We start from the raw sequence: 25,235 nt of genomic DNA on the forward strand, positions 1-25,235 counted from the left end.
AACGAAACGGTGCCCCTTCTTGATATCATGGGGCACCTTTTTTCCTTCAATATTGCCGGCTGACATCGACCGCATTGGCAAGCGGTTCGCCGGTTTCGATGCAACGGAGCGTGTCTAAAATGCTTTGGGCGGCGTCTTCGGCTGACGTGAGCGCCGCGATATGCGGGGTGATGATGACATTCGGATGAACCCAAAGCGGCGAGTGCGGCGGCAGCGGCTCTTCTTCGAACACATCGAGCACCGCCAGGCGGACATTTCGGTTTTCCAAGGCGCCGATAAGCGCCGTCTCATCAACCGTCGCCCCACGCCCAACATTGATAAAGCCCGCGTTGTGCAAACAGGCAAAAAACGTCTCGTCAAAGAGATGATGCGTTTCCTCGGTGAGCGGAAGGGCCGCGATCACCCAATCAGCGCAGGCAAGCGCTTCCCCCGCCTCTTCATGGCGGTAAACAGCCGAAAACGGCGGCGTGTCTCGGCCGCTTCGCGAGACGCCGATCGGGGAAACCCCAAATAAACGAAGCGTTTCCGCGATGCGCCGGCCGATCTCACCCGTCCCATAAATGACAATCCGCTGTTCACCAAGCCGTTTCGGAGCGAGCGGCTTCCACTGCCGCTGTTCTTGATACCATGCATACACGTCATGACATTGGGCGTCGCGCAGCAAGTAGCTGAGACAATATTCGGCGATCTGCTCGCCGAACGAGCCGACCGTCCGCGTCAGCAGCACGTCCTTCTTCCATTCCCGCTTCCATAAAAACGCGTCAACGCCCGCGCCAAGCGAATGAACCCAGCGCAAGTTGGCAAGCGAAAACGGCCCGGCCGGCCGAAAGCCGACGTACGCATCCGCCCAGACGAAATCATCGTCCGTCAGTTCTTCCTCCGCCACAAAGCGAAACGCTTTATCGGACCGCTTGTCCGGAAGAAGGGCGGCAAGCTCGGCATAAAGCCTTCCCGTCACGAGAATGCGTCGGATGTTCATGGCATCACACCACCCCCAACCGCTCAAATCAACGTCCCTTCTTCACGCTCGGCTCTTTTATTCGTGATGTAGCCGGCAGACACGACCAAAATCGTCACGCCGGCGGCAACCGCGTAGACGAACGGGCCATAAGAAAGGTGAAACCAATGCAGCACCCCTTCATCCCCCGCCATCATCTTTCCGGCCGTCCACGCCAAAATGCCGGAGCCAACGTACGCGATCCATCGATGTTGTTCCATCACCCGGACGATCGCTTTGGAGCCGAAAATCATAATCGGGATGCTGATGGCTACCCCGAGCGCCAGCATGCCAAGATGCCCTTCGGCCGCCCCGGCCACAGCAACAACGTTATCAAGGCTCATCACTGCATCGGCAATGATAATCGTCGCAATCGCCTTCAACAACCGGTCTGATGATTGTACGTTCGCTTCCTCTTCCCGTTCGACAAGCACTTTATAGGCGATCCATACAAGCAGCAATCCGCCAACGAAGTGAACGAACGGGATGTTCAGTAAAAAGACAATGATGGCTGCAAACAAGATGCGCAGCAACACCGCCCCCGCTGTTCCCCAAAAAATCGCTTTGTTTCGCTGGTCGTTCGGCAGCCGCCGCGTCGCCATCGCAATGACGACCGCATTATCCCCAGACAAAATGATATCAATCGCAATAATCTTCCATAACGCCAACAGCGCCGCGGCAGAAATAGTCAACAAAAGCCCCCCTCTCCCCTTTGCTTTTCTTCTTCATCATACTGCAAATTTCAGTGGGGGACAACTATCAACCCATCCACTGCCTCACTGGAAATCAACCGAAAATCTCGGATGAGATGATACACAATGGGCGATGATCCCGCTGCCTACACTGACACTGAAAGCAGAAGCTTCACGAGTCCATCTCGTGAAAAGTCGCAGAAAACGGACTCTCTTCTCAAACGGACTTCTCTTTCAGCCGAAAGCAGTGGGTTTGGCGAAATCGGTCATCTTTCACCAACCTTTTTGGCTGCGCTTAGCCAACATTCGTCTCCCGTTTTCTAAAGAGACGTGAATGGACGGTCCAAGGCCCATGAAGTCGTCTCTAAAAAAGGATGAAGTCCGTTTGCACTTCTGGGGAGTTGCAAGCCTCCACTTCAAGCGTGAGCGAAGTGGGGGTAGTTGACTGGTTTTCCCAATCAAGCTCCTTTCCCAATTAAAAAGGAGGCGGCCTGCCATATGGCAGTGTTCGCCTCCTCATGACTCATCGCTCTAGGCATGGAGCGTGCTTATATATGATTGATTCCAAGCCCCGCCGCCTCGTGCTCGAGCCCGCGCACCGGGGCGCCGATCGTCCCGTACAACGCAACGGCGATCCATTCCCCTTCGTTCGGCTGTTTATACGGCATGCCGCGCACGACGGCGAAACGAAGGCCAGCGGTTCTCAACAAATCTCCCAGCTCTACCTGCCCCCCTCGTCACGCCATGCACCGCCTCTAAAATCGCATGGTATAAGGCGTGCATCTCGCGGTACAAGCCGCCGTCCACCACTCCATGCCGCTTTGCCGCCGTCTCAATCGCCGCGACGATTTTGTGCGGCTCCATCGCCCCGACCCGCCCTTGGCAATAGCGCCACGAAAGCGCCTCAAGCTGGCTCAAGACCGGGCCTTCCTCCCCCTCATCCAGCATCGCCAGCAGCAACGCCTGCCGGCCGATGCGCGCTTGTCTTGGTTCCATGGCTTCTACACACCTATCGGTCTTTTTTTCTATTGTATGATGACAATGAAAGCGATGTCAATGATGGATTTCCATTTTTTAGTTCATTAAAACAGTAACAGGATGAATGATCGCCGTTGATGCCTCTGGATGAAAAATTAGGGGAAACATGTGCTTCGCGGCGAGCCATCAACCACTCCACCTTCTCATCTTCAGCTTTCCATTTTTTTGATTATATGATATCATATAAATATCCAATCGACATTATAAGGGGGATAGGGATGAGAGAACAAGAAGCATGGCGCATAGATGGATTTATCGGCATCGGATGCGTCGCCCTTTTCGTTCTGGCTGGTTTTGTCAGCCTCATTCAAGCGCAGCTCTTATTGGCCGTTTTCTGCTTCGCCCTTGCCGCCTTCTTGGCGACTGGCATCACGATCGTTCAGCCGAATCAAGCAAAAGTGATCATTTTTTTCGGCCGCTACTTTGGCACGATTCGCGACAGCGGGCTGTTTTTCACCGTGCCGCTCACCGTTCGAAAGAAAGTATCGCTGCGCGTGCGCAACTTCACGAGCAAGAAGCTGAAAGTGAACGATGTTCAAGGCAATCCAATTGAAATCGCCGCCGTCGTCGTCTTTCGCGTCATCGATTCAGCCAAGGCAGTGTTTGACGTTGATGATTATGAACAATTTGTTGAGATTCAAAGCGAAGCGGCCATCCGCCATGTCGCAACGAAATATCCATACGACACGTTTGAAGACGACAACGAGATCACGCTGCGCGGCAATGCGGATGTCATTTCTGATGTGCTTGCCCAAGAATTGCAAGACCGGCTGCGCATTGCCGGAGTTGACGTGATGGAAGCGCGCCTCACCCACTTGGCCTACTCGCCGGAAATCGCGGGCGCCATGCTCCAACGCCAGCAAGCCGCCGCCATTTTGGCCGCCCGGAAAAAGATCGTCGAAGGCGCCGTCTCGATGGCGCGCATGGCGATCGAACAGCTTGACAAAGAAAACGTTTTAGAGTTAGATGATGAACGAAAAGCCGCAATGGTGAACAACTTGATGGTGGCGATCGTCTCCGAGCGCGCCGCCCAGCCGGTGATCAATACCGGCAGTCTATACTGATGGTTGTGGAGTGCGATGGCAGCGAAAAAACAATTCCCTTTGCGCATTGATTATGACCTGTACGCCATACTAGAGCAATGGGCGCAGGACGAGTTTCGCAGCGTCAACGCCCAAATCGAGTATTTGCTGCGGGAGGCGGCAAAGCGCGCTGGACGGCTCGGAAAAGGAAAAAACGATCCAAAACAAGGAAGCTAGCCGATGACGGCTGGCTTCTTTCCTTTTTCAGTCATGGGCATTTGTTGCCGAAATATAATGATAGCAGAGCTCTTTTTCGAAAGGGGGACGACCTGATGGCCCACCCGCTGCCGCCGCTTACAACCATTACGAAATCTTATGGATCGTCCGTCCCACCGCGCTTTCAACAGCTCAGCCGCCTTTGGCGCAATGCGAAAGGAGGATGAGCCATGGAGAGTTCCCATGCTGTGCTCGAGGCGATCGCCGCCGCGCCGGGCGACGGTGTGTTAGCCATCATCATCAGTGTGGAAGGCTCAGCCTACCAAAAAGAAGGGACGTGCATGTGGATTGGCGCCAACGGAGAAACAGTCGGGCTGCTGAGCGGCGGATGCCTCGAAGAAGCGGTGGCGGCCTACGCGCGTGACGTATTGGCCAACCGCCAGGCAGCTGCTGTCTCGTTTGATTTGCGGATCGAGGACGATTTGTCGTGGGGGCAGGGTGCTGGTTGCAACGGCCTCGTCCACATTTGGCTCGAGCCGGTCACAAGCGACGCAAAACTCGATTGGCTGGCGCTCAAGCGTTGCCTTGACCGCGGCGAACATGTACTGATGGTCCGAAGCATCATGTATCCAGACGAGCGGCCGTTTTTCCAAAGTGAAACAGGCGAACAATTCGGCGGTTGCCGTCGGACGCCGCATCGGGAATGGCGCGAATGGCTTCACAAAACGCCGTTTTATCAAGGGCGAAGCGGTTTGTACGAAGTGGACGGGGAAACATTTTACGTTCAGCACTTTTGGCCAAAGCCGCGCCTCGTCATTTTCGGCGCCGGTCCGGACGCCCCGCCGCTCGTCGCGGCGGCCAAAGCGGCGGGATTTTCCGTTACCGTGAGTGATTGGCGCCCAGCGTTTTGCCATCCATCCCATGTGTCCGACGCTGATGAATGGGTGGTTGGCTTTCCGCATGAAACGGTGCCAATGCTCCATTTGAATGAACGCGATTTTGTCATCGTGATGACCCACCAATTTGAACGCGACCGCGAACTCGTCTCGCTGCTGGCTGACAAACCGCTCGCCTACCTTGGCGTGCTCGGCCCGCGGCGGCGCACCGACCGCCTCTTTCCTTCCGGCTCCGCCCCGCCGTTTGTCCGTTCGCCGGTTGGGCTGTCCATCGGCGCGCGCAGCCCACATGAAATCGCCATCAGCATCACCGCCGAGCTGATCAGCGTGTTGCGCAGGCATGGAGCGGAGGCCGCCCAATGAAGGACATCACGATCGCCGCCATTTATTTAGCGGCCGGACAAAGCAGGCGGATGGGGGCCGATAAACGCGCCCTGCCATGGGGGGATGGGACGCTTGGCGCCTCCGGCCTGAAAGCGGCGCTTCATTCTTGCCTTGCGCCCGTCATCGTTGTCGTCCCTCCAGACGATGCGCTCGCCTGGCTTCCTGACGCGCTGCTAGTCCATGACAAATGCCGCCTTGTCCGTTGCGCCGCTTGTCACCGCGGCCTGGCTCATTCGCTGGCCTGCGGGTTGCGCCGAGCGATGGAGGAAAGAGCGGACGCCGCTGCTGTCTTATTGGCCGACCAACCGTTCGTCACATCCGACACGATCAATGCGCTGGCCGGCCTTTATCGACGCCATCGTCCCGATTACGCCGCCTTCTCCTGCTCCGGTGTGCCGATGCCCCCAGTTATTTTTGGAAGCCCAATGTTTCCCGCTCTCTTGGCGCTGGACGGCGATGCCGGTGGGCGCACGCTCTTTCGCGATCCCCACTGGCATGGTCTTTTGTACGAAGGTGATGCGTCAACCGGTATTGACATCGACACAAAAGACGATTATGAACGCGCCACCATCTATCGAGAAGAAAAGGAGGGACGCCCCCATGGCCGTCGGTAAAAGCATTATCCGCAAAGAAGCGTGGGATAAAGTGACCGGCCGGGCGAAATATACGAACGATTTCAAAGAACAGGGGATGCTTCATGCCTCTTTGGTGACAAGCCCATACGCCCACGCGCGCATCCTCTCGCTGGAGGCACGCCGCGCGCTCGCCGCCCCCGGCGTCCATGCTGTTGTGACCGGCGAGGGGCTGCCGCTTACCGGTGAAGACATGCGCGACCGCCCTCCGATCGCTTTCGACAAAGTGCGCTACTATGGCGAAGTCGTCGCCGTCGTCGTCGCCGATACACTCGTTCAAGCCGAACAGGCGGCCCGCCTCGTCCGCGTCGCCTACGAGCCGCTTCCGGCGGTCGGCTCGCCGCGTGAGGCGCTGAAAGAAGGCGCCCCGTTGCTGCACGAACATCTCGACCGCTATGAAAAAAACAAAACCACTTATCCTGAGCCAGGGACAAACGTCGCCCACCGGACGAAAATCCGAAAAGGCAACATTGAACAAGGGTTTGCGGAAAGCGACGTCATCGTCGAAACAAGCGTATCGTTCGCCCCTTCCGATCATATCGCGATGGAAACACGCTGCGCCACGGCAGAAATTTGGCCGGACGGCACGATCCATATTTCCGCCTCCTCACAGTCACCGTTTATGATCAAGAAGTTGCTTCATACGTATTTTGGCGAAGAAACCGGCAAAGTCATCGTCCATACGCCGCTTGTCGGCGGCGCCTACGGAGGAAAAGCGCCCGTCCAGCTTGAGCTGCTTGCCTACCTTGCCTCCAAAGCGGTCGGCGGCCGAAAAGTGAGCGTCTGGAACAGCCGCGAGCATGACATGGTCACTTCACCCGTCCATATCGGTTTGGAGGCAACCGTCAAAATCGGCGCGACAAAAGAGGGCTTGTTCAAGGCCATGGAAATCTTATTTCTATTTGACGGCGGGGCTTATTCCGACAAGGCGATCGATGTCAGCCGCGCCGCAGCCGTCGATTGCACCGGCCCGTACCATGTCGAAAACGTCTTTTGTGATTCATTGTGCGTCTATACGAATCGCCCGTACGCGACGCCGTTTCGCAGTTTTGGCCATTGCGAACAGGCATTTGCCGTCGAGCGGGCCATCGATGAATTGGCACGAACGCTTCAACTTGACCCATGGGAGGTGCGGCGCAAAAATGCCATCCGCCCGGGGCATACGACCCCGACGCAAGTGCGGCTCACGAAAAGCAACGTCGGCAACATGCCAGCCTGCCTCGACCGGTTGCGCGAGCTGATGCGCTGGGACGAGTGGCAGCGCGTCGAAGTGGACGCTTATACGGTAAGAGCAAAGGGAATCAGAAGCGGCTGGAAAACATCGACGATCGACACAGATGCTAGCTCGGGCGTCATCTTAACGTTCAACTCCGACGGCAGTGTCAACGTCATCTCCGGCGTCGTCGAAATCGGAACCGGAACGAAAACGGTGCTCGCGCAAATCGTTGCTGAACGGCTGAAGATGGACGTCGATTGTGTCCATGTCAAAATGGATATTGATACGCAAACGACGCCGGAACATTGGAAAACAGTCGCCAGCCGCGGGACGTTTATGGCCGGACGTGCGGCGCTTGCCGCTGCCGACGACGCCATCCGTCAGTTAAAAGACATCGCCGCCTGCGTCTTGCGGGCCTCGCCGGACGATTTGGAAGTCGGGTTCGGGCGCGTCTTTTTGCGCGATGACCCGTCCATCTTTCTTCCGATCAAAGACATCGCCTATGGCTACAAGTTTCCGAACGGCAACGCCATCGGCGGGCAAGTGATCGGGCGCGGCCGCTACATTTTGCGCCACTTGACCACGCTTGATCCAAAGACCGGCGCCGGCAAACCGGGACCGGAATGGGGCGTATGCGCCGAGGGAGTGGAAATTGAATTCAACCGCCGCGACTACACGTATCGCATTGTCAAAGCGTATGCGGTCATTGATGCCGGCAAAGTGCTCAACCCAAAGGCAGCGCTTGGCCAAGCGATGGGGGCGATGAGCATGGGTCTAAGCTTTTCCAGCCGCGAAGGGTTTCTGTTTGACAACGAACAGCGCGTGTTAAACCCACAGTTGCGCACATACCGGCCGATTCGCTTCGGCGAACATCCAGAGTACATCGTTGAGTTTGTCGAAACACCGCAAATCGATGCCCCATACGGCGCTCGCGGCATCGGCGAACATGGCTTGATCGGCATGCCCGCCGCCTTGGCAAACGCCTTGTCTCTCGCTGCCGGCGTGCCGCTCAATGAACTGCCGCTTGTGCCTGAACTCATTTGGCGGACACAGAAAGGGGACTCCTATGGTTCCGTTTGACTTTGCCTACTACCGGCCGCAGTCGATCGCTGAAGCGACAGCGCTGTTTGCGGCGCTCGAGCGGGATGGAAAACGACCGCTCTACTACGGCGGCGGCACGGAAATCATCACGTTGTCTCGGTTGAACCTTGTCCGCACCGCGGCCGTCATTGACATAAAATCGATCCCTGAATGTCGGTCGCTTGATGTCGACAATGGTTCTCTCGTGCTCGGAGCGGCGCTCTCCCTCGGCGAGCTCGAAGAAGCAAATCCGTTCCTGTTATTGACAAAAGCGGCGCGAGAAGTCGCCGACCGGACAGCGCGCAACCAAATTACGCTCGGCGGCAACATCTGCGGACAAATTTTTTACCGTGAGACCGCACTACCGCTATTCGTCGCCGAGGCGGATGTCATCATCGCCGGACCATACGGCATCAGGCAATGCCGCTTCCTTGACTTGTTTCATCAACAGCTGCAGCTTGGCCGCGGTGAATTTGTCGTCCAGTTCAAGGTTGACCGTGCCACCGCCACCCTGCCCCATTTCCACCGCAAGCGCCGCAAGCAAGGGGAAGTCGGCTACCCGCTTGTGACGATTGCAGCGCTGAAAAAAGACGGGACGGTTCGCGTTGCCCTAAGCGGCATCTGCCCGTTTCCGTTTCGCTCGGCTGACGTTGAGGCGCACCTCAACGACCGGAACCGCCCAGTTGGTGAACGAATCCAAGCAGCGGTTGACGCCTTCCCGCGCCCGATTTTGCACGATATTGAAGGCTCGACAGACTACCGGCTGTTTGTCGTCGCCCAGTTGCTTGAAGATATGCTTCGTGAGCTCGGAGACGGAGAAACCGTCTAAACAGGAGGTGAGCATGCGGACATGGAGGAAACGACAAAGCGGGAGCTTGTGCTGCACGTTAATGGAGAACGAAGATCGATCGTCACTCGCCAAGCCGAAACGCTGCTGTTTGTTTTGCGCGATGGGCTGGGGCTGACCGGGGCCAAGCCAGGCTGTTTGAACGGCGACTGCGGCGCCTGCACCGTCTTAGTCGACGGCACGCCAATCAAATCGTGCATGATGCTCGCGATTGAGACAGTCGGCAAAGAAATCACCACGATCGAAGGGCTTGATGATGCCCCCATTCAGCACGCCTTCGTCCGCCACTTCGGCTTTCAGTGCGGCTATTGCACTCCTGGGTTCATTATGAACGCCCACGCGCTCATCGAGCGGCACCCAAACGCCGATGAGGCGACGATTCAAGAATGGCTGGAGTCGAATATTTGCCGCTGCACAAGCTATCAAGAAATTGAAGCGGCGGTCAAAGAAGTGCTCGAAGCCAAAAAAGCAAAACCAACAGATCCTTGACGAGCAATGGATATCCCGCACCCAATCGGGATATTCTTTTTTGATGCGGTATACATCTCATCGAAAAGGCCGGTGATTTACTAGGGCAACAGCTTCCCGGAATCGCTTCTCAAGTAGAAAAAGCTTGTAGCATCGACCCTATTTTCACACGTTCACCCATCGATCAAGGCAAACAGCGGTTTTTCACCAGCCTTCTGGAAAAACGCGATCCAACCATCTGAAACCCGGCCCTTTCGCCATAAAAAGAAGCGGCCAGCATCATCCACGGTTCGATGACGCAACTGGCCGCTGTCTATGGAAGCGAAGCACCGGCGAAGGCGCCGCGATAGACTGCGCAGTTTTCCCCTCATGATCATTCTATGATTCAAAATTTGCACCTTATGCCATTATCATAATCCATCTGAAACGATTTGTAAATATATTTTTTGAAAATTATATATTTTAAAAACAATAAAGAACCACACCCATTTGCACAACAAACAAGAGGGGCGATGAACGTTCGCCCCCCTCCGCTGCTTCGATCAGCACTGAGCGCTTTCCAGCTCATGCTTTTTCCGTTGATCGAACTTCCATATTCTCTCCACCATGCCGAGCATCGCAGCCCGCTTCTTGTCATTGATACAGCGACGAGCCTTGCCGAATAAATTGTTGCGCTTTTTCTTTCATCCCTCCCTCTAGAAATGTTGATTTATCAAGGCTTTTCGGCCCCTCAGGGGTGTCCAAAAAATATTTTTCGACAAAATCTCTTACATCCTTTTTCAGTTTTGTGTATATCTTACAGACCTAGGGTGCGCTTCGCGGCCACGGCTGGTTATATTTTCCTGCCGTGGGGGAAGCGTATTCGATGCACCCTTTGGATCTCCGCGTCGCTGATGAGGACGAACCCTCCCATGTCTCCGGGCGTCTTCGCGCCAACATTCCCTCGTTCGGTCTCGTCATCAGGCGGAGGCCGGCCAAGCTCCTTTGGGGACTCAAGGTCGAATGGATAAAATCACGCCAGCTTCTCCGGTGTCATCTCGTTGTCCAACGATTCTTCCGTTCGCAGGGGGAGGCCTTAGGCCGCCCGTTGCACCTGGGACAAGACGTCCTGTTTCATTCGCTCCGCGTCAAACGCTTGTTTCTTCGTACAAATCGCAAACAGCACATTCAACAGCTTCCGGCACAAGGCGACGATGGACTGCTTTCCGGTCAGCGGATTGACGGATCGGGTCGTATAATACTCATGCAGCTCGCGAAACGCCTCGTTGTGCCGAATCAGCGGAATCATCGCCCGAAACAGCACCGAGCGCAGCCGTTTCCGTCCCCGTTTGGAGATGTGCTTTTGCCCTTTGCGCTGGCCGGAGGAGTTCTCCTTGAGCGTCAGGCCCGCCAACTTCACCAATTGGCGCGGGTCCCGATAATGGGCGAAGCTGCCGATCTCCGCCAGCAGATCGATGATCGTGGCGTCTCCCAACCCGTCGACCGTTTTCAACCATTGGTACTCCATCGTCGTTTGAACCAATGCCTTCAACTCGGCGTCCAGTGCAGCGATCTCCGCCTCCAATTGGCGGTATCGGCGGACGAGCGCGGCGATCTCAAACCGGGCCATCGCTGTCCCTTCCGTCACCCCAATCGAGTCCTTCGCGGTGTTGATCAACGCCTGAATTTTGGCCTTCTGCGGGCATTTCATCCCTTCGCTTTGCCGGTACACCTCAAGAAGCTCCTCCACCGTCCGGCCGGCCATATCAGCCGGAAGCGGCGTCCACTCCAACACCGAAAGCGCCGTTTTCCCCAAGTCACGAAACACGGTCCAAAACTCTGGAAAATACCGATCCGTCCAGCGGACGATCGCGTTTTTCACCGCCGTCTGTTCCTTGCGGAGCTTCTCTTTGAGCGTGCTCCCCACGCGCAAATCGGCTTCAATCTCGTGCAGCAGCCGGGGAACGAGGAATCGTCCGTCTTTTGCCAGTCTGGCAATGACCAGGGCGTCTTTGGCGTCGTGTTTCGTCGGCAGGTTGTCATCAAGTTCTTTCGACCGGCACACATGCGCCGGGTTGACCATGACCAACGGGATCCCGTGCTCCTCGAGGAAGTAGGCCAGGTTCAACCAGTAGTGCCCGGTCGGCTCCACGGCGACGATCACCTCTGACTTCCCGAACGCTTGCATCGCCCCCTGAATCGCTTTATACAGCTGTTGAAACCCCTCTTTCGACTGGAAGATCGGGAACGATTTGCGAAGCACGCGCCCCCGGTCATCCACGAAGCAGGCGTAGTGGGTTCGTTTCGCGATATCGATGCCCACGACAAGCGTTTGTTCCGTAACTTGATCAATTTTATAGTTTTGTGTACAATTCATCTGAAGTCCTCCTTGGCATGATGGTAGGTATTGTTTGACACCCCTGCATCATACCAAGAGGGCTTTTTTTGATCAAGTCCCCGGAAAAGCTCCTAACGGGAATGCTCCTTTGGGAAGCCCGCCGTTTTTCATTGTTTACGCCGCCGGTTTGTCCGTCGTCACATATGTGCCGGCGATAAAATCGTGAATGGAGCGTTTGTCTTCTCTCGCCGCGACCATAATCGCACTAATGATGAGACCTATGCCGAACGTGATAAAGTATACGAGTCCGCCAACGAACGAGCGCAAAAACATTGTGCCGATGCCGACTTTGCCGCCGTTCACTTTCGCAATCCGGATGCCAATCATCCGCTTGCCGACCGTATATCCGTACCAAACAGCAGGAACGATTAACGCGTAAAGGATGTTCGCCAATGACGTAAACCAGTTCGTTTCCCCACTGCCCGTGATGAAATAGCCGATGATCGAAATCGGAAAGCCAACGACAATCGCATCCAATATATTAGCCAACAACCGCTTCCAAAACCCCACCGGGTTCGTCACCGCCATACGGTTTTCCCTCCTCCTGCCTTTTCTATCATTGTATTCGCTCCTGACAGCGAATTGCCTTTATTTTAGCCAAATTTCAAAAAGAAATCTACATCCGTCCAAGGCGGCCCTCCCTTGAATTTTCCCCGCCTGTTTGGGGTGTGAGCGTTGGAGGGCTCAAGAAGGACGGCGATTTGAGGGGAAACACCGCTCTTCAATAAGTTTCTTAAAAGACCTTACAACGCCACCGCTTCGTTGGGTTTTATCCTTATCTATTATGGACAAACCATTTGCAAGAAATCAAGCATGAGCCCCCTCACAACAAAAATAAACCGGCGTGGGATCCCTACGGACGACCCACGCCGGAACGAATCTTTTGAAACGGACAAAGGGCGACAAGCGCAGACCATTCGGAGAAAAGGCGTCACCAGTCAATGCGCAATTCAAGGGTGGCGAGGCAATCAGCCAGCTGCCGCTTAATCTCCGCCAATGCAGCCTCCGTCTTGGCTTCTGCACGCAACACAAGAATCGGCTGCGTGTTCGACGGCCGCACCAACCCCCAGCCTTCCGGGAACTGGATGCGGGCGCCATCGACGTCAACAACCGGATAGCGGCCAGCGAACCGGTTTTTCACCGCGGCAATGGCAGCTGGTTTTTTCTCTTCCGGGCAAGCAACGCGCGTCTCCGGCGTCGCCGCGTACCGCGGCACATCGGCAAACCACTCGGACAGCGGGCGCTCATCGTGCGACAACAGCCGAAGCAGCCGGCCGGCGGCGTACAACGCGTCGTCATAGCCGTAAAATTCATCGTTGAAGAACAAATGGCCCGACATTTCACCGGCAAACGGGATCTCCGGACGACGGCGCAACGTCGCTTTGACGTGCGAATGGCCGGTGCGATGGAAGAACGGTTTCCCGCCGAGTCGCTCAATTTCCTCAACGAGCGCTTGCGAACATTTCACTTCGACGGGCGCGTCGGCTCCCGGATGGCGCTTCAAAATTTCGCGCCAGAACAGCACCATCAGTTGGTCGCCCCAGCGGATCGCACCTGTTTCATCCACGACTCCGATCCGGTCGCCGTCGCCGTCAAACGCGATGCCAAGATCCGCCTGCTCCTTGCGCACCATCTCAATCAAGTCCGTTAAGTTCTCCGGCACGACCGGGTCCGGATGATGATTCGGAAACGTCGGATCGGATTCACAGTAAAGCGGGATGACATCGCATCCCCACTCTTTGAGCACTTGTGGCGCAATGATCGATGGGGTGCCGTTGCCGCAGTCGACGACGACCTTCAGCTTGCGCGGACCGAGCTTAATTTTCTCCTTCAACATCTTGATATAGGCCGGAGCAAGGTCAAGCGTTTCCTCGCGCCCCCGCGCTGTTTCAGGACGCGGCTGTTCCTGGCTGAGCCGCTCCATCGCCCGCCGCAGCGCTTGGATGCGCTCGCCATAAATTGTCGTTTTCCCCATGGCGATTTTAAATCCGTTCTCATCCCCTGGGTTATGGCTGGCGGTGATGATCATGCCGCATGGAATGTTCGTGTAGTATAAGCTGTAGTAAAACATCGGCGTCGTCGAAAGCCCAATATCGACGACATCGCAGCCGCCATCGAGCAGCCCATCTTTGAGCGCCCGATGCAAGCCAGGCGATGACAGACGATTGTCATGACCGACAACCGCCCTCTTCTCGCCTTCCTTTTGCATCATGTCGGCAAAGGCCCGTCCGAGCCAATACGCAAACGGCTCGTCAAGCTCCTCTCCGGCTCGTCCGCGGATGTCGTATTCTTTAAACACGTGTGCTGGCCATGTGAATCGTTTCGTTGCTGAAAAGCTCATCCATAACCACCTCCACCGAAATCGATTGAGCGATTGCTGCGGTTAACAAGTAAGATAATGTCGATTCTGCCCCCCGATTCGGGTTCGGGCCGTTCGGGCCAAGCCCGTCGCAGCAACTGCCGTCGCTTGGGTCCGCAAGCGGCGCGTTGCCGTCGTTTTGTCCGTAAAACCAAGCGAGGCAGCGGCGGACGACGCCGCGATAACGCTCGTCGTCCGTTGCCCAATACGCTTCGCGCGCCGCCAAAGCGAGCTTCATCACATCAAGCGGCTGTTGATCCCAATCGGCACGGTAGCGGCGGCTGCACCAGCCGCAGTTGCCGACCGGACGGATGACACCTCCCGGTCCGCTCATTTTTTCAATAAGGAAAGCAAGGCTTTTTTCCGCCACTTCCTTCACCTCATCCCGCGGCGCGCGCCGATATGCCGTCCAAAGCGCCCACGGCAGCACCCCGTTGGCGTACGTCAACTCCGGCTCATACCAATGCCAATCGTCGCCAGCATGCTCCCAATACGCCGCAAGCAGCCGCTGCTCAAGCCGTGCAGCCAAAGCTGCCACTTCCTCTTGATCGATGCCAAGCGGGCGTCCTTCTGTCAATAAGACGCCGCAAGTGGCCAGCCCCCAGGCGACGCCGCGCAGCGAGCGAAGCTCCCATGCCGCCGGCAGCGCCCTCCTCAACATGTCCGCAGCCGCCTCGCGCCGCGCCGCATCATCCAATTGCCTATACGCGATCGCCGCTGCCCAAAACGACCGCCCGAAGCAGTCGTCTGAGGGCGTCTCTTCCTCTTTCGTCCGATCGAAGAAAAAGTTGTTATGGAACGTCCCGTCATCGTTTTGCGCCCAAAGCAAAAACGCCAAATATCGGTCAAGCAGACGATACAGCCGCTCCTTTGTTTCTTGATCGTCGAGCAACGCCAGCCACTCGAGGCACGCCCATACGGCGCGGGCGTTGTCATCGGTCGAATACCCTTCGCGCCGCCGCGGAATGCGGCCGAGGCTATGCTCGAGCAACCCGGTGTCGTCAGTCATGCGCTCGAGATGGTCGAACTTAATGACCGACGAAGCCAACCGCCTTCACCTCCCCGCGTTTTGCGGCGCACACGCGCTCAAATAAGGCGACATGCTGTTCGCCGACGCGCGGCCAATGCGTGTTCGCCCCAATTTGGCGCACGGTTTCTTCCCAGCGTTTTAACGCCGCCTCATCGGCCAACAGCTGCCCAAGCCGCTCTTCCCATCGGGCGGTATCGCCATACGGCAACAGTAGCTCCTCGCAGCCCCGCAACAAATCGCGCGCATGCTCATACGGGGTCGAAACGACCGGACGGCCGACGCCGACCGCATAGGCGAGCGTGCCGCTTGTGATTTGCTGAATGCCCGGGTACGGGGTGACATACAAATCGCACGCCGTCAAATAATCAATCAGCTCTTCTTCGCTGAAATACCGGTCCTCCATGCGGACATGGCCGTCGAGTCCAAGCCGATGAATCAACGCTTTCAGTTCATCGCGGTACGCCTCGCCCTCCCGTTTTTTCACTTCCGGATGTGTCTGTCCGGCGATGACATACAGCGCTTCCGGCACCTTGCGCACGACGCCCGGCAATGCGGCGAGCACCGACTCGATTCCTTTGCCGCGGCTTAGAAGCCCGAACGTCAACATCACTTTGCGGCCGCTGAATCCGAGACGTCGGCGAAGCGAATCGCGATTTTCGCTGCTTGGGCCTGGAGCACCGTGCGGAATGTAGACAATTTTTCCTTCCGGCAGGCCAAACGCTTTGACCAAATACGGGATCGCCTGCCGGTTCATGACGATGATGGCGTCGCTTGCCGCCGCGATTTTTTCTTGAATCGGGCGGTACGGCAGCGGCGGTTCGGCAAACACCGTATGGAACGTCGTCACGAGCGGCTTTTCGAGCGCCGCGATGAAATCGAGAATGTATTCGCCTGCCTCGCCGCCGAAAATGCCAAATTCATGCTGTAGGACGACAACATCGATGTCGCTCTCATTCACCCGTTTCGCCATTTCGGCATACGCCGTGCGGTTTTGCGCCGGGAGCGGCCAATACGCCGGGTTGTGGCGATAGGCGTCATCGCCGTCGCTTTCGTTGTACAACACGATGACGCGGTCGCCATCGGACGGTCCGCGGACGCCGTCAATACTTTGCCGCAAATGTTCCGTAAACGTCGCCAGCCCGCACCGCCGCGGCGGATACGTGCTGACGTAGGCAATTCGAATCATGCTTGCACCGCCTCCTTGAACTGATTAATAATCGAATCTTCGAACACTTTTCCCGCCGGCGTCACCGTCCGATAGCCGAAAATGCTGTTTTGCAAACGGCTGCGGTCACGAATGACAGAGCGGTCCCAAACGATGGTTTGCGCGCAATGGACGCGGGCGCCGATTTGGCAGTGGTCACCGATGACCGCATTCGGGCCGATCACAGCCTGCCGTCCGATTTTCACATGGTCGCCGATGAGCACAGGCGGTACAAACAAGACGCCCGACCCAATCTCGACATGTTCGCCGACAAATACCCCTGGCTGGATTTCACGGCCTTTCAGCGGAATCGGAAACTCCCGACGCAACGCATCCCAGTGAACTTGGCGGTAGCGGGCCGGCGTCCCCATATCACGCCAGTATCCGTTGCTGACGATGCCATAGACACCGACATTCTTCTCGATCAGCAGCGGGAATGTTTCGCGTTCAATCGATACTTCCCGCTCAGCCGGAATATAGCGCATCACGTCCGGCTCGAAAATATACATGCCGGCATTGATGCGGTTCGATGGCGCTTCTTCGCGGCGCGGCTTTTCGACAAAGCGTAAAATTCGCCCGCTGTCGTCTTGTTCTACGACCCCATAGGAAGAAGGATCGTCTACTTCCGTTAAAACAATGGTCGCCAAACCGCCATGTTGACGATGGAAATCAAGCAGCGGGATCAATTGCGGCAAATGCACAATGTCGGCGTTAAACACGAGAAACCGTTCCTTCAGCCAGCGCTCGGCGTTTTTGATCGCCCCAGCCGTTCCGAGCGGGAACGGTTCGAGCGCGTATGTAATCTTGACGTTCCAGCGCTTCCCATCTTCGAAATAGCGACGGATCACTTCTGAACAATGATGTGCGGCGATGACAAATTCGTTGACTCCTTGGTCGCGAAGATGAACGATAAGGTGTTCAAGCCATGGCCGATTCGCAATCGGGGCCATCGGTTTGGGGATGTTTTCGGTCAATGGACGAAGACGCGTACCTAATCCTCCTGCCAGCAACAATGCTTTCATTTCGTCATCCCTCCATATCTTTTTTTCACAAAAATAGACACCTTTTTTGACGGATGAACGAGAAAATGAAAGTAGTTCATAGATTGCTAGCACTCGGCTGTGATGGTTGCTAATAATAATATACATAATATTCCTCCTTCTATGCAAGCGAAATAATTGTCGGATGGTGTCGATGAGGAATGATTGATGCTTGCAAATTTCAAAACTTTCATTTTCTCGTTCTTCTTTTTCTTTGCGGTATAATGAGTATCGTTAATGCTATATATATGTGAGGGAGGAGGAGAATACGCCATGATTTCTTCATCATCTTTCCGTTACCATGTTGGCATTGCCGGTGCCGGTGCGTTCGCTGAATTTTTAGCCGGCGCGCTCGCCCCGCTTCCTTCCTTCCATCTCGCCGCTGTCGCCGGGCGGACGGACGAAAAACGCCAGCGCGTCATCGACGCCTATCGCCGCCGTCAGGCACAGGCGGGCGACGTGCGCGAATACCGCGAAGCTGAACAATTGATCGTTGACCCGCATGTTGACATCGTCATTCTCACCACCCCGCCGCATTTGCACGCCCCGCTTGCCGAGCGGGCGCTTGAGGAAGGCAAACATGTGTTGCTTGAAAAGCCAGGCGGCCTCACCGCCGAGGCGCTGCGGGCGAACATCCAGCTCGCCGCCCGCCAAAACCGGGCGTTGGCGGTCAATCTCGTCCTTCGCTACCATCCGCTCGCTGAAGCTGTCAAGCAACTCATCCACCGCGCGCTTCTTGGACCAGTGGACTACGCAAGCCTTCACAACGCGGCTCACCGCGTCGCCAAAGGCCATTGGTTTTGGGACGAGCGGCGAAGCGGAGGCATTCTCATTGAACACGGCGTCCACTTTTTTGAAGTCGGCCGCGATTGGTTTGGCGAAGCGGTTTCCGCCCACGGATTCGCGCTTCAGGAAACAGACGGCACACGGCCGCGCGTCGGCGCTACGGTGATTCATGAAGGCAACGGACGGCGCATCCCCGTCCATTATTACCACGGCTTTACGATGGACCCTGCCGCTTCGGAATCGACGCACTGGGACATTCATACGAAACGCGGCCGCATCGTGCTTGACGGCTGGATTCCGACGCAGCTGTCCGTCTCCGGCCTCGTCACTGACGAGGAGGCAGCCTGCATTGACGCCTGGCTTGACGCCATCCCGACAAAGCCGTCGGCTGACGCTATCGAACAACTGCAGCAAGCGGCCGACCGGCTGTTGCCGCCCACGGAACCTTCAGCCGCTCCGCGCCGCCCATACGAGCGCACCGTGGTGCTCTCGGACCGCCACGGGTGGTACGAAGCGATTGCCCAAACGCGCTTTCTTGATTTTTGCCGTTTGATCGAGAACCCGAGCTGGCGCGTCCTCGTCACTGCCGAAGACGCCGCCGCCGACCTCGCTTTGGCGGAAGCGTGCACCGTGACGGATAAAGCAGTCGACCCACTTGACATCCGCTAACTGCTGACACCAAAAGAGCCTGGTGCGGCCACATGGCAAACGGCCGCAACCAGGCTTTCTTCACCTCAATCGTCGATAGATCTCGGTCTCATCAGAACGTCCAAAACGCCCTTCTGCGCTTCCCCCTCAACCAACAACGCCTCAACAGTCGGAATGTCCGCCGGCGCCCACTCAAGAGAGCGCAATGCTTGAAGCGGCACCCACCGAAGCTCAGCATGCTCCCGCGCCCGCGGCTCCCCATCGACTAAGCGGGCTTCATACGTCCGCAAATGCACGATGGCGTGTTCATACTCATGGAACACATCAGCCAACAACTCACCGACCGAAATGGTGCAGCCAAGCTCCTCGCGAATTTCCCGAACTAAAGCGTCTTCGGGCCGCTCCCCCTCTTCCACTTTGCCGCCCGGAAACTCCCACACGTTGGGCAGCGACATGTCGGGAGCGCGCAAGGCGCATAGGATGTCCCCGCGTTCATTGCGAATGGCTGCCCCGACGACATAGATGGTTCGTTTCATGACGACCGGCTCCTTGTTATGATCTCCCAACCATTGTAGCAAAAACTTGGCTCTTCACCAAAAGTTGTACTTGATTTTTTCTGAACATCCCCTATTTACGCTTGTGAGGGAACATCAGCACTTTTTTCCTATCCTTGTCAGGAAACCGTTGTCAAGTACATGTTGTGGTGATTAGCCAAAAACTTCCCTATTTTCCAAAATAATGTAACCATTTTCGGTGTTATGTTACTCTCAACAGTAGAATCATGACAGGCAAAGGTCGGGACGGCATCGTTCCCGCCTTTTTAATTAAGAAGGACGGAACCTTTTCACCAGGTGCTCCGTATTCTCAACTGAAATCGCTGACAAGGGGGAGAACGTGTTGTTCAAAAAACTGTTAAGTTCGATCGGCATCGGTGCCGCCACTGTTGATACGAAGCTCGCCAAAGCGCAATATGTCCAAGGCGAAACCGTCGAAGGGGTTGTCGACATTCGCGGCGGCAGCGTCGAACAGCACATTGATGAAATTTACTTGGCATTAGTCACAACGTACATCCGCGAAATCGATGATAAGAAATTTGAAGAAAAAGCCGTGCTGGCGCGCTACAAAGTGAGCGGCCCGCTGACGATCGCGCCGAACGAAACGAAAACGATCCCGTTTCAATTCGCCTTGCCGTACGACGTACCGGTCACGCTCGGTTCTTCGCGGGTATGGCTGCAAACCGGCCTTGACAATGAACCTCCCCCACTTATCGAAGTGGGGGTTTCCTGTTTCCCCTTCGGAGGTGGATGCATGATAGGCTGGTTGGCAGCCTATCTGCAGGCAACACCTGGCACCCGTCCCGTTGGGAGCCACAGGCAACATGAGTATCCATGATACTCAAGGGCGGGAACTCGCCATCTACGACTTCATACCTAAGCAATCCGTCGATACGTAAACGGTTTGACCGTAAATTCCAATGGGCGGATTTCACCATAATATACTTTGGCAAATAAATTCATTGCCCCATGGATATCACGGTGTCGTTTGTACCCGCATTGACATGTATAATTTCTAGAAGAAGATTTATTTTTCTTCCCGCAAACAGGGCATGTTTGCGAGGTATAACTTTCATCTTTTTTCTCGATTTGAATTCCTTCGGCATTCAATTTGTATTTGAGATAATCAAATAATTTTCCAAACGACCAATTGGATAATTTCTGATTGGTCTTTTTGTTTCGTTTCTTTTTCGTATTCCGTTGGATTCCTTCGATATCTCCAATGACGACTTCTTTCACTTGGTTTTCCAAACACCAACGAACAAATTGTCTCGTGGTTTTGTGCAGTGCATCCTTTAGTTGTGCCTCTGATTTCGAAAGTACATATTGTTTCGCCCGATTGTACTTTTTCCATTGTTTGGAGCCTTTTTTGCATCTGCTCATGAGTTTTTGCAGTTCTTTTAATTTCTTGTTTCTCAACCGATGAATGCTTCTTATTTTTCTTCCCGTGATAATGAGGCTTTCCCCATTTTCACAAATGGCTGCGATGGTGTGAATTTCCCCTGGGTCAATAGCAACACGGTTTTTACATGGATTTTCTTTTGGTTTTTTCCCATCTTCATACGATAAACAAAGCCACAAACCACGGTCATAGACCAACTCGATTTCTTTGACTTTTCCGTTTGGAAGTTTCTCTTTGTCGATTTTCACCACCAAAGGAGATTGTCGTTTTCGATTCCAAATTCCTAGCGACAGTTCCAACGTTCCGTCTTCATGCAAAACAAACCCATCTTTTGCCCACTTCGTGTTGAAATGTTTTTTCTTTTTGTATGGATATTTGATTTTTTCTCCTTTTTTCCGTGCTTCTTTTGCCCCATCACGGGCAAAGATATATTTATGCACAACCGCCTGGATGCTTTGGCTGTGGATAGAAAAACGACCTTTTGTTGCTTTTTGCAGTTCCGTTTTGGTTATCCATTTTCCTGTTTCCAAATGATGTTCTTTTGCCAAACGAAGGCATTCGTTCCAAACTTCTGCGGAGATACGATTGCATTCAAATAGTTTTTGGATAACTTCTTTCTTTGCCCGAAAACGGGTTTTCAGCGTTCGATACATGGTTTCACCTCCTATGTTTATTGTATTCTATTGCCATCCAAAGAAGAAAGAAAAAAACAGAAAAACCGAACGCCATTCATCCCCCACCTGTAGAGGTGGGGGACTTCTGGCTGATTTATGTTAAAACGGCGCTCGACCCGCAAGACCGCGACCATCTCGCCATCGAACCGCACCCGCTTGTCGCCGCGTTTCTCGAGGCGGCCCGCCAATTAGGTTTCCGCCTTCGCCATGTGCAATGCGAACAAGCGCCGCGCTATTGGCAACAGCGGCTGCCGTTTGTCCAAGAGTTTGAATTCAAGCCGGCAAGCGGACCGTTTAAAGGCCGACTTGACGAACTGGAGGCCATTTTCTTTGTCTCCGAGCATGGGGTTGAAGCCATTTTAGAGATTGACCGCAAAGCGCGCGGGTTTGCTGGATTGCTTTCCGAGGCGCTTGATATGGACGAAACGCTTGTCCGGTTCACCTATGGGCCGAGCGATGTCGCTTCATTGGCGCAATGGTTGGCGAATGCAATTAGCCGGTATAGCTGAGCGAAAAGGGGCAAAAAACGAAGGGGCCACTCGGCCCTTTTGTACTATGTGCTATACGGATGCAGTGAAAAGCTTGTCTATCTTCCCTGCAGTCGACCCAACTGTTCTGCAAAAACCACATTACTACAATTTCAAATTGCACCACACACTCCTTTTGTTTTGATTCATACGGCTAGGATTCAGTGAGCTTTTTGCTTTGCAACCGATGTCAACCCCATCGCGGCTGGCTTCTTTTTCGACCTTGCCATAAGCGCAAAAGGCAATGCAATATTTGGACAATTCAAGCTATTCTAATATAACAATCTATTCGTTAATCACTAATATTCATGCTAAAATAGTGTTTGTTCACCACTAGAAAACACTTGTGCATGTACGGTGAATTTCATTCTTGATCATCCATGAGTGTCAGGAGGAACGTTATGAAGCAACTCATTGTAAGGTGGAATCAGCTTAGCCTTGTCAGACGTATCCTTGTCGGTATCATCATCGGGATTGTCCTCGCCATGGCCGTCCCGGAATCAACAAAATGGGTGTCCATTTTTGGTTCCTTGTTTGTCAACGCTCTAAAGGCCGTCGCACCCGTATTGGTGTTCTTTCTCGTGGTCTCCGCCATTTCCCGCCATCAAAGCGGCCAAAAAACAAATATCCAACACATTCTTGTCCTATACGGGGCCAGCACGTTCTTAGCCGGTCTTACCGCCGTCGTGGCCAGCTTCATCTTTCCGGTTCATTTATCTTTAGCTGAAGGGATGAAAGATATCTCTCCCCCTAGCGGCATAACAGAGGTACTTCAGTCATTGTTGCTTAATATTGTTGATAACCCTATTCATGCACTGATCAATGCGAATTATATCGGTATCCTGACTTGGGCGGTGCTGCTTGGCATCGCATTAAGACCTGCGCCGGAGACGGTCAAAAACGTCATCGCCAGTTTTTCTGACGCCATTTCAAACATTGTCACATGGGTCATCAATTTGGCACCCATCGGAATCATGGGGCTTGTTTTTGACGCGATGGTCACCAACGGGCTTTCCGCTTTCATCGAATACGGAAAGTTATTGGCCGTTCTTCTTGGGACGATGTTTTTCGTGGCATTCGTCATAAATCCGCTGATTGTCTTTGTGAACATTCGCCAAAATCCGTACCCGCTCGTGTGGAGATGCATTCGGGAAAGCGGAATGACCGCCTTCTTTACGCGCAGCTCGGCCGCAAACATTCCGGTGAATATGAATTTGGCTGAAAAACTCGGATTAAACAAAGATACGTATTCGGTCTCGATCCCTCTCGGTGCAACGATTAATATGGCTGGCGCCGCCGTTACGATTTCCGTGTTGACGCTTGCTGCGGTTCACACATTGGGGATTGAAGTCGATCTAGGTACAGCGCTGATTCTTAGCATTCTTTCCACCATCGCCGCTACAGGGGCATCCGGCGTCGCGGGCGGCTCGCTTCTCCTTATCCCGTTGGCATGCAGTTTGTTTGGCATCCCAAATGATATTGCCATGCAAGTAGTAGGGGTTGGTTTTATCATTGGCGTGTTGCAAGATTCATGTGAAACGGCCCTGAACTCCTCTTCCGATGTTCTTTTCACCGCAACAGCGGAATATGCGAAGAGACGCAAAGAAAAAACCGCCGTCATCATCGAATCTGAATTTCATGCAAAACGAGCGGGTGGCAACTGAAACCCTTCTTGTATAAAGCCCGTTTCCCTCTCACTTGGGGGAACGGGCTTTTCCTGATTTATGATGATTTGACAAGCAACGCACAGCACTCGACATGCGCCGTATGCGGAAACATGTCCACCGGTTGGACAGTTTTCAACACATAGCCAAACGGGGCTAGCTCCGCAATATCCGCCACAAACGTCTCCGGATTGCAGGAGACATACACCACCCGCTTCGGTTGCGCTCGGCCGATTTTGCGCATCACTTTTCCGCCTGCGCCAGAACGTGGAGGATCCAAAAGCAGCAGCTCCGGCCGCCCGAACTGCTCCAACACGTCATCAATCCCGCGCCGCGCATCCCGCGCCAAAAAGTACGTATTGTCAACGCCGTTGTCTTTCGCGTTTCGTTTCGCCGACTCGATCGACGTTTCCACAATTTCAATGCCCGCCAACGCCTTCACCCGCTTGGCGAACGGCAAGGAAAACGTGCCGACTCCGCAGAAGAGATCGATCATTTTCTCATGGGGCTTGGGCTCGCCCATCTCCAACGCCAGTTCAACCAATTTGGCCGCCTGCACCGGGTTCGTTTGGAAAAACGTATCAAACCAAAGACGGTAGCGGAACCCGCACAATTCATCGTAAATGAAATCCCGTCCGGCCAGCACGTGCGTTCGTTCCGCCTGGGTGCGGTCGGCCCACGCCCGATTCTCCAGCCAAAGCAAACTTTTCACGTCCGGGAGCGCCTTCGTGATCCGCTCCGTCAAATCAGCCGCCGCTTCTTTCAACTCCCCTTCCGGCGCCTCGGTCGCAAAGAGCGCCACCATCACCTCTCCTGTCGCAAACGACTCGCGCACCATGACGTGGCGAAGCAGCCCTTCATGGGTGTCTTTGTGATACCCAGGCAGCTGATGATCGCGCGCCCAACGCGCCACTTCCATAGCGGCTTTGACGATCTTCTCGCCGGCAATGAGACATGTCTCCAACGAAACCACTTGCCGGAAATTCCCTTGCTCGTGCAGTCCAAGCAGGCCCTCAGGAGAGAACGTAAACTCCATTTTATTGCGGTAATGCCACGGATGTTCCATCCCGATCGTCTCGCGCACAACGTCCGGATCAAATCCGTGCTGGGCAAGCAGCGCCTTCACCTGTTCGGTCTTATGCCGCAGCTGTCCCTCATAGCGCCAGTGCTGCCAGACACAGCCGCCGCAGCGGTCAAAGTGCGGACACGGCGGATCGAGCCGCTCTGGATGCCGCTCAATCACTTCTTCCACTCGGGCATGGGCCCTCCGGCGTTTCGGCCAATCGATCAAAACCCGCACCCTTTCACCAGGAAGCGTGGACGGAACAGTGAGTTTGAGCTTTTTTCTCCTCCCTTCTTCTTCCTGCCAAACGACCGCTTGTCCCGCTCCTTTTTTATCCAACTGATGAATGTCCGTAATGAACGATTGTTTTCCGCTGTCTGTCAACGGCTTTCCTCCTTCCGAGATGAACGATGTTGTCA

At 54.8% G+C, this 25,235-nt stretch carries 20 protein-coding genes and 3 pseudogenes; 11 read left to right on the forward strand and 12 right to left on the reverse strand.

Annotation, left to right across the window (positions count from 1 at the left end; all coding sequences use genetic code 11):
* Positions 1-46 precede the first annotated feature (46 nt).
* The 3 genes and pseudogenes from NSS88_RS06465 to hutP form a co-directional block, all read right to left on the reverse strand.
* On the reverse strand, positions 47-979 hold the full coding sequence (locus tag NSS88_RS06465; RefSeq protein WP_341083640.1) for a D-2-hydroxyacid dehydrogenase: 933 nt from the start codon (positions 977-979) through the stop codon (positions 47-49).
* A 23-nt stretch (positions 980-1,002) separates the two neighbouring features.
* Entirely contained in the window at positions 1,003-1,689 is a 687-nt protein-coding gene (locus tag NSS88_RS06470) for a TerC family protein (RefSeq protein WP_341083642.1), read from the reverse strand.
* A 548-nt stretch (positions 1,690-2,237) separates the two neighbouring features.
* Positions 2,238-2,685: pseudogene (hutP, locus tag NSS88_RS06475) on the reverse strand (hut operon transcriptional regulator HutP).
* A 260-nt stretch (positions 2,686-2,945) separates the two neighbouring features.
* On the opposite strand from hutP, the gene NSS88_RS06480 reads away from it, so the two are divergent.
* The 7 genes from NSS88_RS06480 (at position 2,946) to NSS88_RS06510 (ending at position 9,509) form a co-directional block, all read left to right on the forward strand.
* On the forward strand, positions 2,946-3,791 hold the full coding sequence (locus NSS88_RS06480) for an SPFH domain-containing protein (RefSeq protein WP_055358363.1): 846 nt from the start codon (positions 2,946-2,948) through the stop codon (positions 3,789-3,791).
* Positions 3,792-3,806: 15 nt separating this feature from the next.
* Positions 3,807-3,986 carry a hypothetical protein gene (locus NSS88_RS06485; protein ID WP_015373907.1) on the forward strand — a complete coding sequence of 60 codons (180 nt, stop codon included), beginning with the start codon at positions 3,807-3,809 and terminating at the stop codon, positions 3,984-3,986.
* Between the two features lie 209 nt (positions 3,987-4,195).
* A complete protein-coding gene (locus NSS88_RS06490; RefSeq protein ID WP_055358362.1) occupies positions 4,196-5,224 on the forward strand; it encodes an XdhC family protein in 1,029 nt (342 codons plus the stop codon).
* Complete coding sequence (gene pucB, locus NSS88_RS06495; RefSeq protein WP_055358361.1) at positions 5,221-5,859, forward strand: xanthine dehydrogenase accessory protein PucB; 639 nt, start codon at positions 5,221-5,223, stop codon at positions 5,857-5,859. The genes NSS88_RS06490 and pucB overlap by 4 nt, the downstream gene beginning before the upstream one ends.
* Positions 5,846-8,173 carry a xanthine dehydrogenase family protein molybdopterin-binding subunit gene (locus NSS88_RS06500; RefSeq protein ID WP_341083644.1) on the forward strand — a complete coding sequence of 776 codons (2,328 nt, stop codon included), beginning with the start codon at positions 5,846-5,848 and terminating at the stop codon, positions 8,171-8,173. Before pucB ends, NSS88_RS06500 begins: the two co-directional genes overlap by 14 nt.
* Positions 8,160-9,002, forward strand: coding sequence for an FAD binding domain-containing protein (locus tag NSS88_RS06505; RefSeq protein ID WP_055358359.1), 843 nt, complete (start codon positions 8,160-8,162; stop codon positions 9,000-9,002). Before NSS88_RS06500 ends, NSS88_RS06505 begins: the two co-directional genes overlap by 14 nt.
* 21 nt (positions 9,003-9,023) lie before the next feature.
* Positions 9,024-9,509, forward strand: a complete 486-nt coding sequence (locus NSS88_RS06510; protein WP_055358358.1) for a (2Fe-2S)-binding protein — start codon at positions 9,024-9,026, stop codon at positions 9,507-9,509.
* 1,054 nt (positions 9,510-10,563) lie between these two features.
* Here NSS88_RS06510 and NSS88_RS06515 read toward each other — a convergent pair.
* From NSS88_RS06515 to NSS88_RS06540, 6 genes are all read right to left on the reverse strand, one after another.
* Positions 10,564-11,844, reverse strand: coding sequence for an IS110 family transposase (locus NSS88_RS06515; RefSeq protein WP_012749092.1), 1,281 nt, complete (start codon positions 11,842-11,844; stop codon positions 10,564-10,566).
* Positions 11,845-11,979: 135 nt separating this feature from the next.
* A complete protein-coding gene (locus NSS88_RS06520; RefSeq protein ID WP_055358356.1) occupies positions 11,980-12,393 on the reverse strand; it encodes an RDD family protein in 414 nt (137 codons plus the stop codon).
* 403 nt (positions 12,394-12,796) lie between these two features.
* Positions 12,797-14,206: a phosphomannomutase/phosphoglucomutase gene (locus NSS88_RS06525; RefSeq protein WP_055358355.1), complete on the reverse strand. Its 1,410-nt coding sequence runs from the start codon at positions 14,204-14,206 to the stop codon at positions 12,797-12,799.
* On the reverse strand, positions 14,157-15,272 hold the full coding sequence (locus NSS88_RS06530; protein WP_055358354.1) for a hypothetical protein: 1,116 nt from the start codon (positions 15,270-15,272) through the stop codon (positions 14,157-14,159). Before NSS88_RS06530 ends, NSS88_RS06525 begins: the two co-directional genes overlap by 50 nt.
* Positions 15,253-16,440: a glycosyltransferase family 4 protein gene (locus tag NSS88_RS06535; protein ID WP_237419757.1), complete on the reverse strand. Its 1,188-nt coding sequence runs from the start codon at positions 16,438-16,440 to the stop codon at positions 15,253-15,255. Before NSS88_RS06535 ends, NSS88_RS06530 begins: the two co-directional genes overlap by 20 nt.
* Positions 16,437-17,480, reverse strand: a complete 1,044-nt coding sequence (locus tag NSS88_RS06540) for a sugar phosphate nucleotidyltransferase (RefSeq protein WP_055358352.1) — start codon at positions 17,478-17,480, stop codon at positions 16,437-16,439. Before NSS88_RS06540 ends, NSS88_RS06535 begins: the two co-directional genes overlap by 4 nt.
* A 291-nt stretch (positions 17,481-17,771) precedes the next feature.
* Between NSS88_RS06540 and NSS88_RS06545 the strand changes: the two genes are divergently transcribed.
* Positions 17,772-18,953 (forward strand): Gfo/Idh/MocA family protein, encoded by a 1,182-nt coding sequence (locus tag NSS88_RS06545; RefSeq protein WP_055358351.1) that lies wholly within the window; start codon positions 17,772-17,774, stop codon positions 18,951-18,953.
* Positions 18,954-19,018: 65 nt separating this feature from the next.
* Here the strand turns inward: NSS88_RS06545 and NSS88_RS06550 are convergent, their stop codons facing one another.
* Positions 19,019-19,468, reverse strand: a complete 450-nt coding sequence (locus NSS88_RS06550) for a (deoxy)nucleoside triphosphate pyrophosphohydrolase (protein ID WP_055358350.1) — start codon at positions 19,466-19,468, stop codon at positions 19,019-19,021.
* Between the two features lie 358 nt (positions 19,469-19,826).
* On the opposite strand from NSS88_RS06550, the pseudogene NSS88_RS06555 reads away from it, so the two are divergent.
* Positions 19,827-20,180: pseudogene (locus tag NSS88_RS06555) on the forward strand (sporulation protein); the annotation flags it as partial.
* Positions 20,181-20,362: 182 nt separating this feature from the next.
* On the opposite strand, the gene NSS88_RS06560 reads toward NSS88_RS06555, so the two are convergent.
* Positions 20,363-21,541: an RNA-guided endonuclease InsQ/TnpB family protein gene (locus NSS88_RS06560; protein ID WP_011231306.1), complete on the reverse strand. Its 1,179-nt coding sequence runs from the start codon at positions 21,539-21,541 to the stop codon at positions 20,363-20,365.
* Positions 21,542-21,663: 122 nt separating this feature from the next.
* Here NSS88_RS06560 and NSS88_RS06565 point away from each other — a divergent pair.
* Both NSS88_RS06565 and sstT read left to right on the forward strand, forming a co-directional pair.
* Positions 21,664-22,071: pseudogene (locus tag NSS88_RS06565) on the forward strand (sporulation protein); the annotation flags it as partial.
* A gap of 419 nt (positions 22,072-22,490) precedes the next feature.
* A complete protein-coding gene (sstT, locus tag NSS88_RS06570) occupies positions 22,491-23,753 on the forward strand; it encodes a serine/threonine transporter SstT (RefSeq protein WP_049625516.1) in 1,263 nt (420 codons plus the stop codon).
* A gap of 58 nt (positions 23,754-23,811) precedes the next feature.
* Here the strand turns inward: sstT and rlmD are convergent, their stop codons facing one another.
* Positions 23,812-25,200, reverse strand: a complete 1,389-nt coding sequence (rlmD, locus tag NSS88_RS06575) for a 23S rRNA (uracil(1939)-C(5))-methyltransferase RlmD (RefSeq protein ID WP_061580598.1) — start codon at positions 25,198-25,200, stop codon at positions 23,812-23,814.
* Positions 25,201-25,235: the final 35 nt, after the last annotated feature.

Source organism: Geobacillus sp. FSL W8-1251, from assembly GCF_038005945.1.
GTDB lineage: Bacteria > Bacillota > Bacilli > Bacillales > Anoxybacillaceae > Geobacillus > Geobacillus stearothermophilus.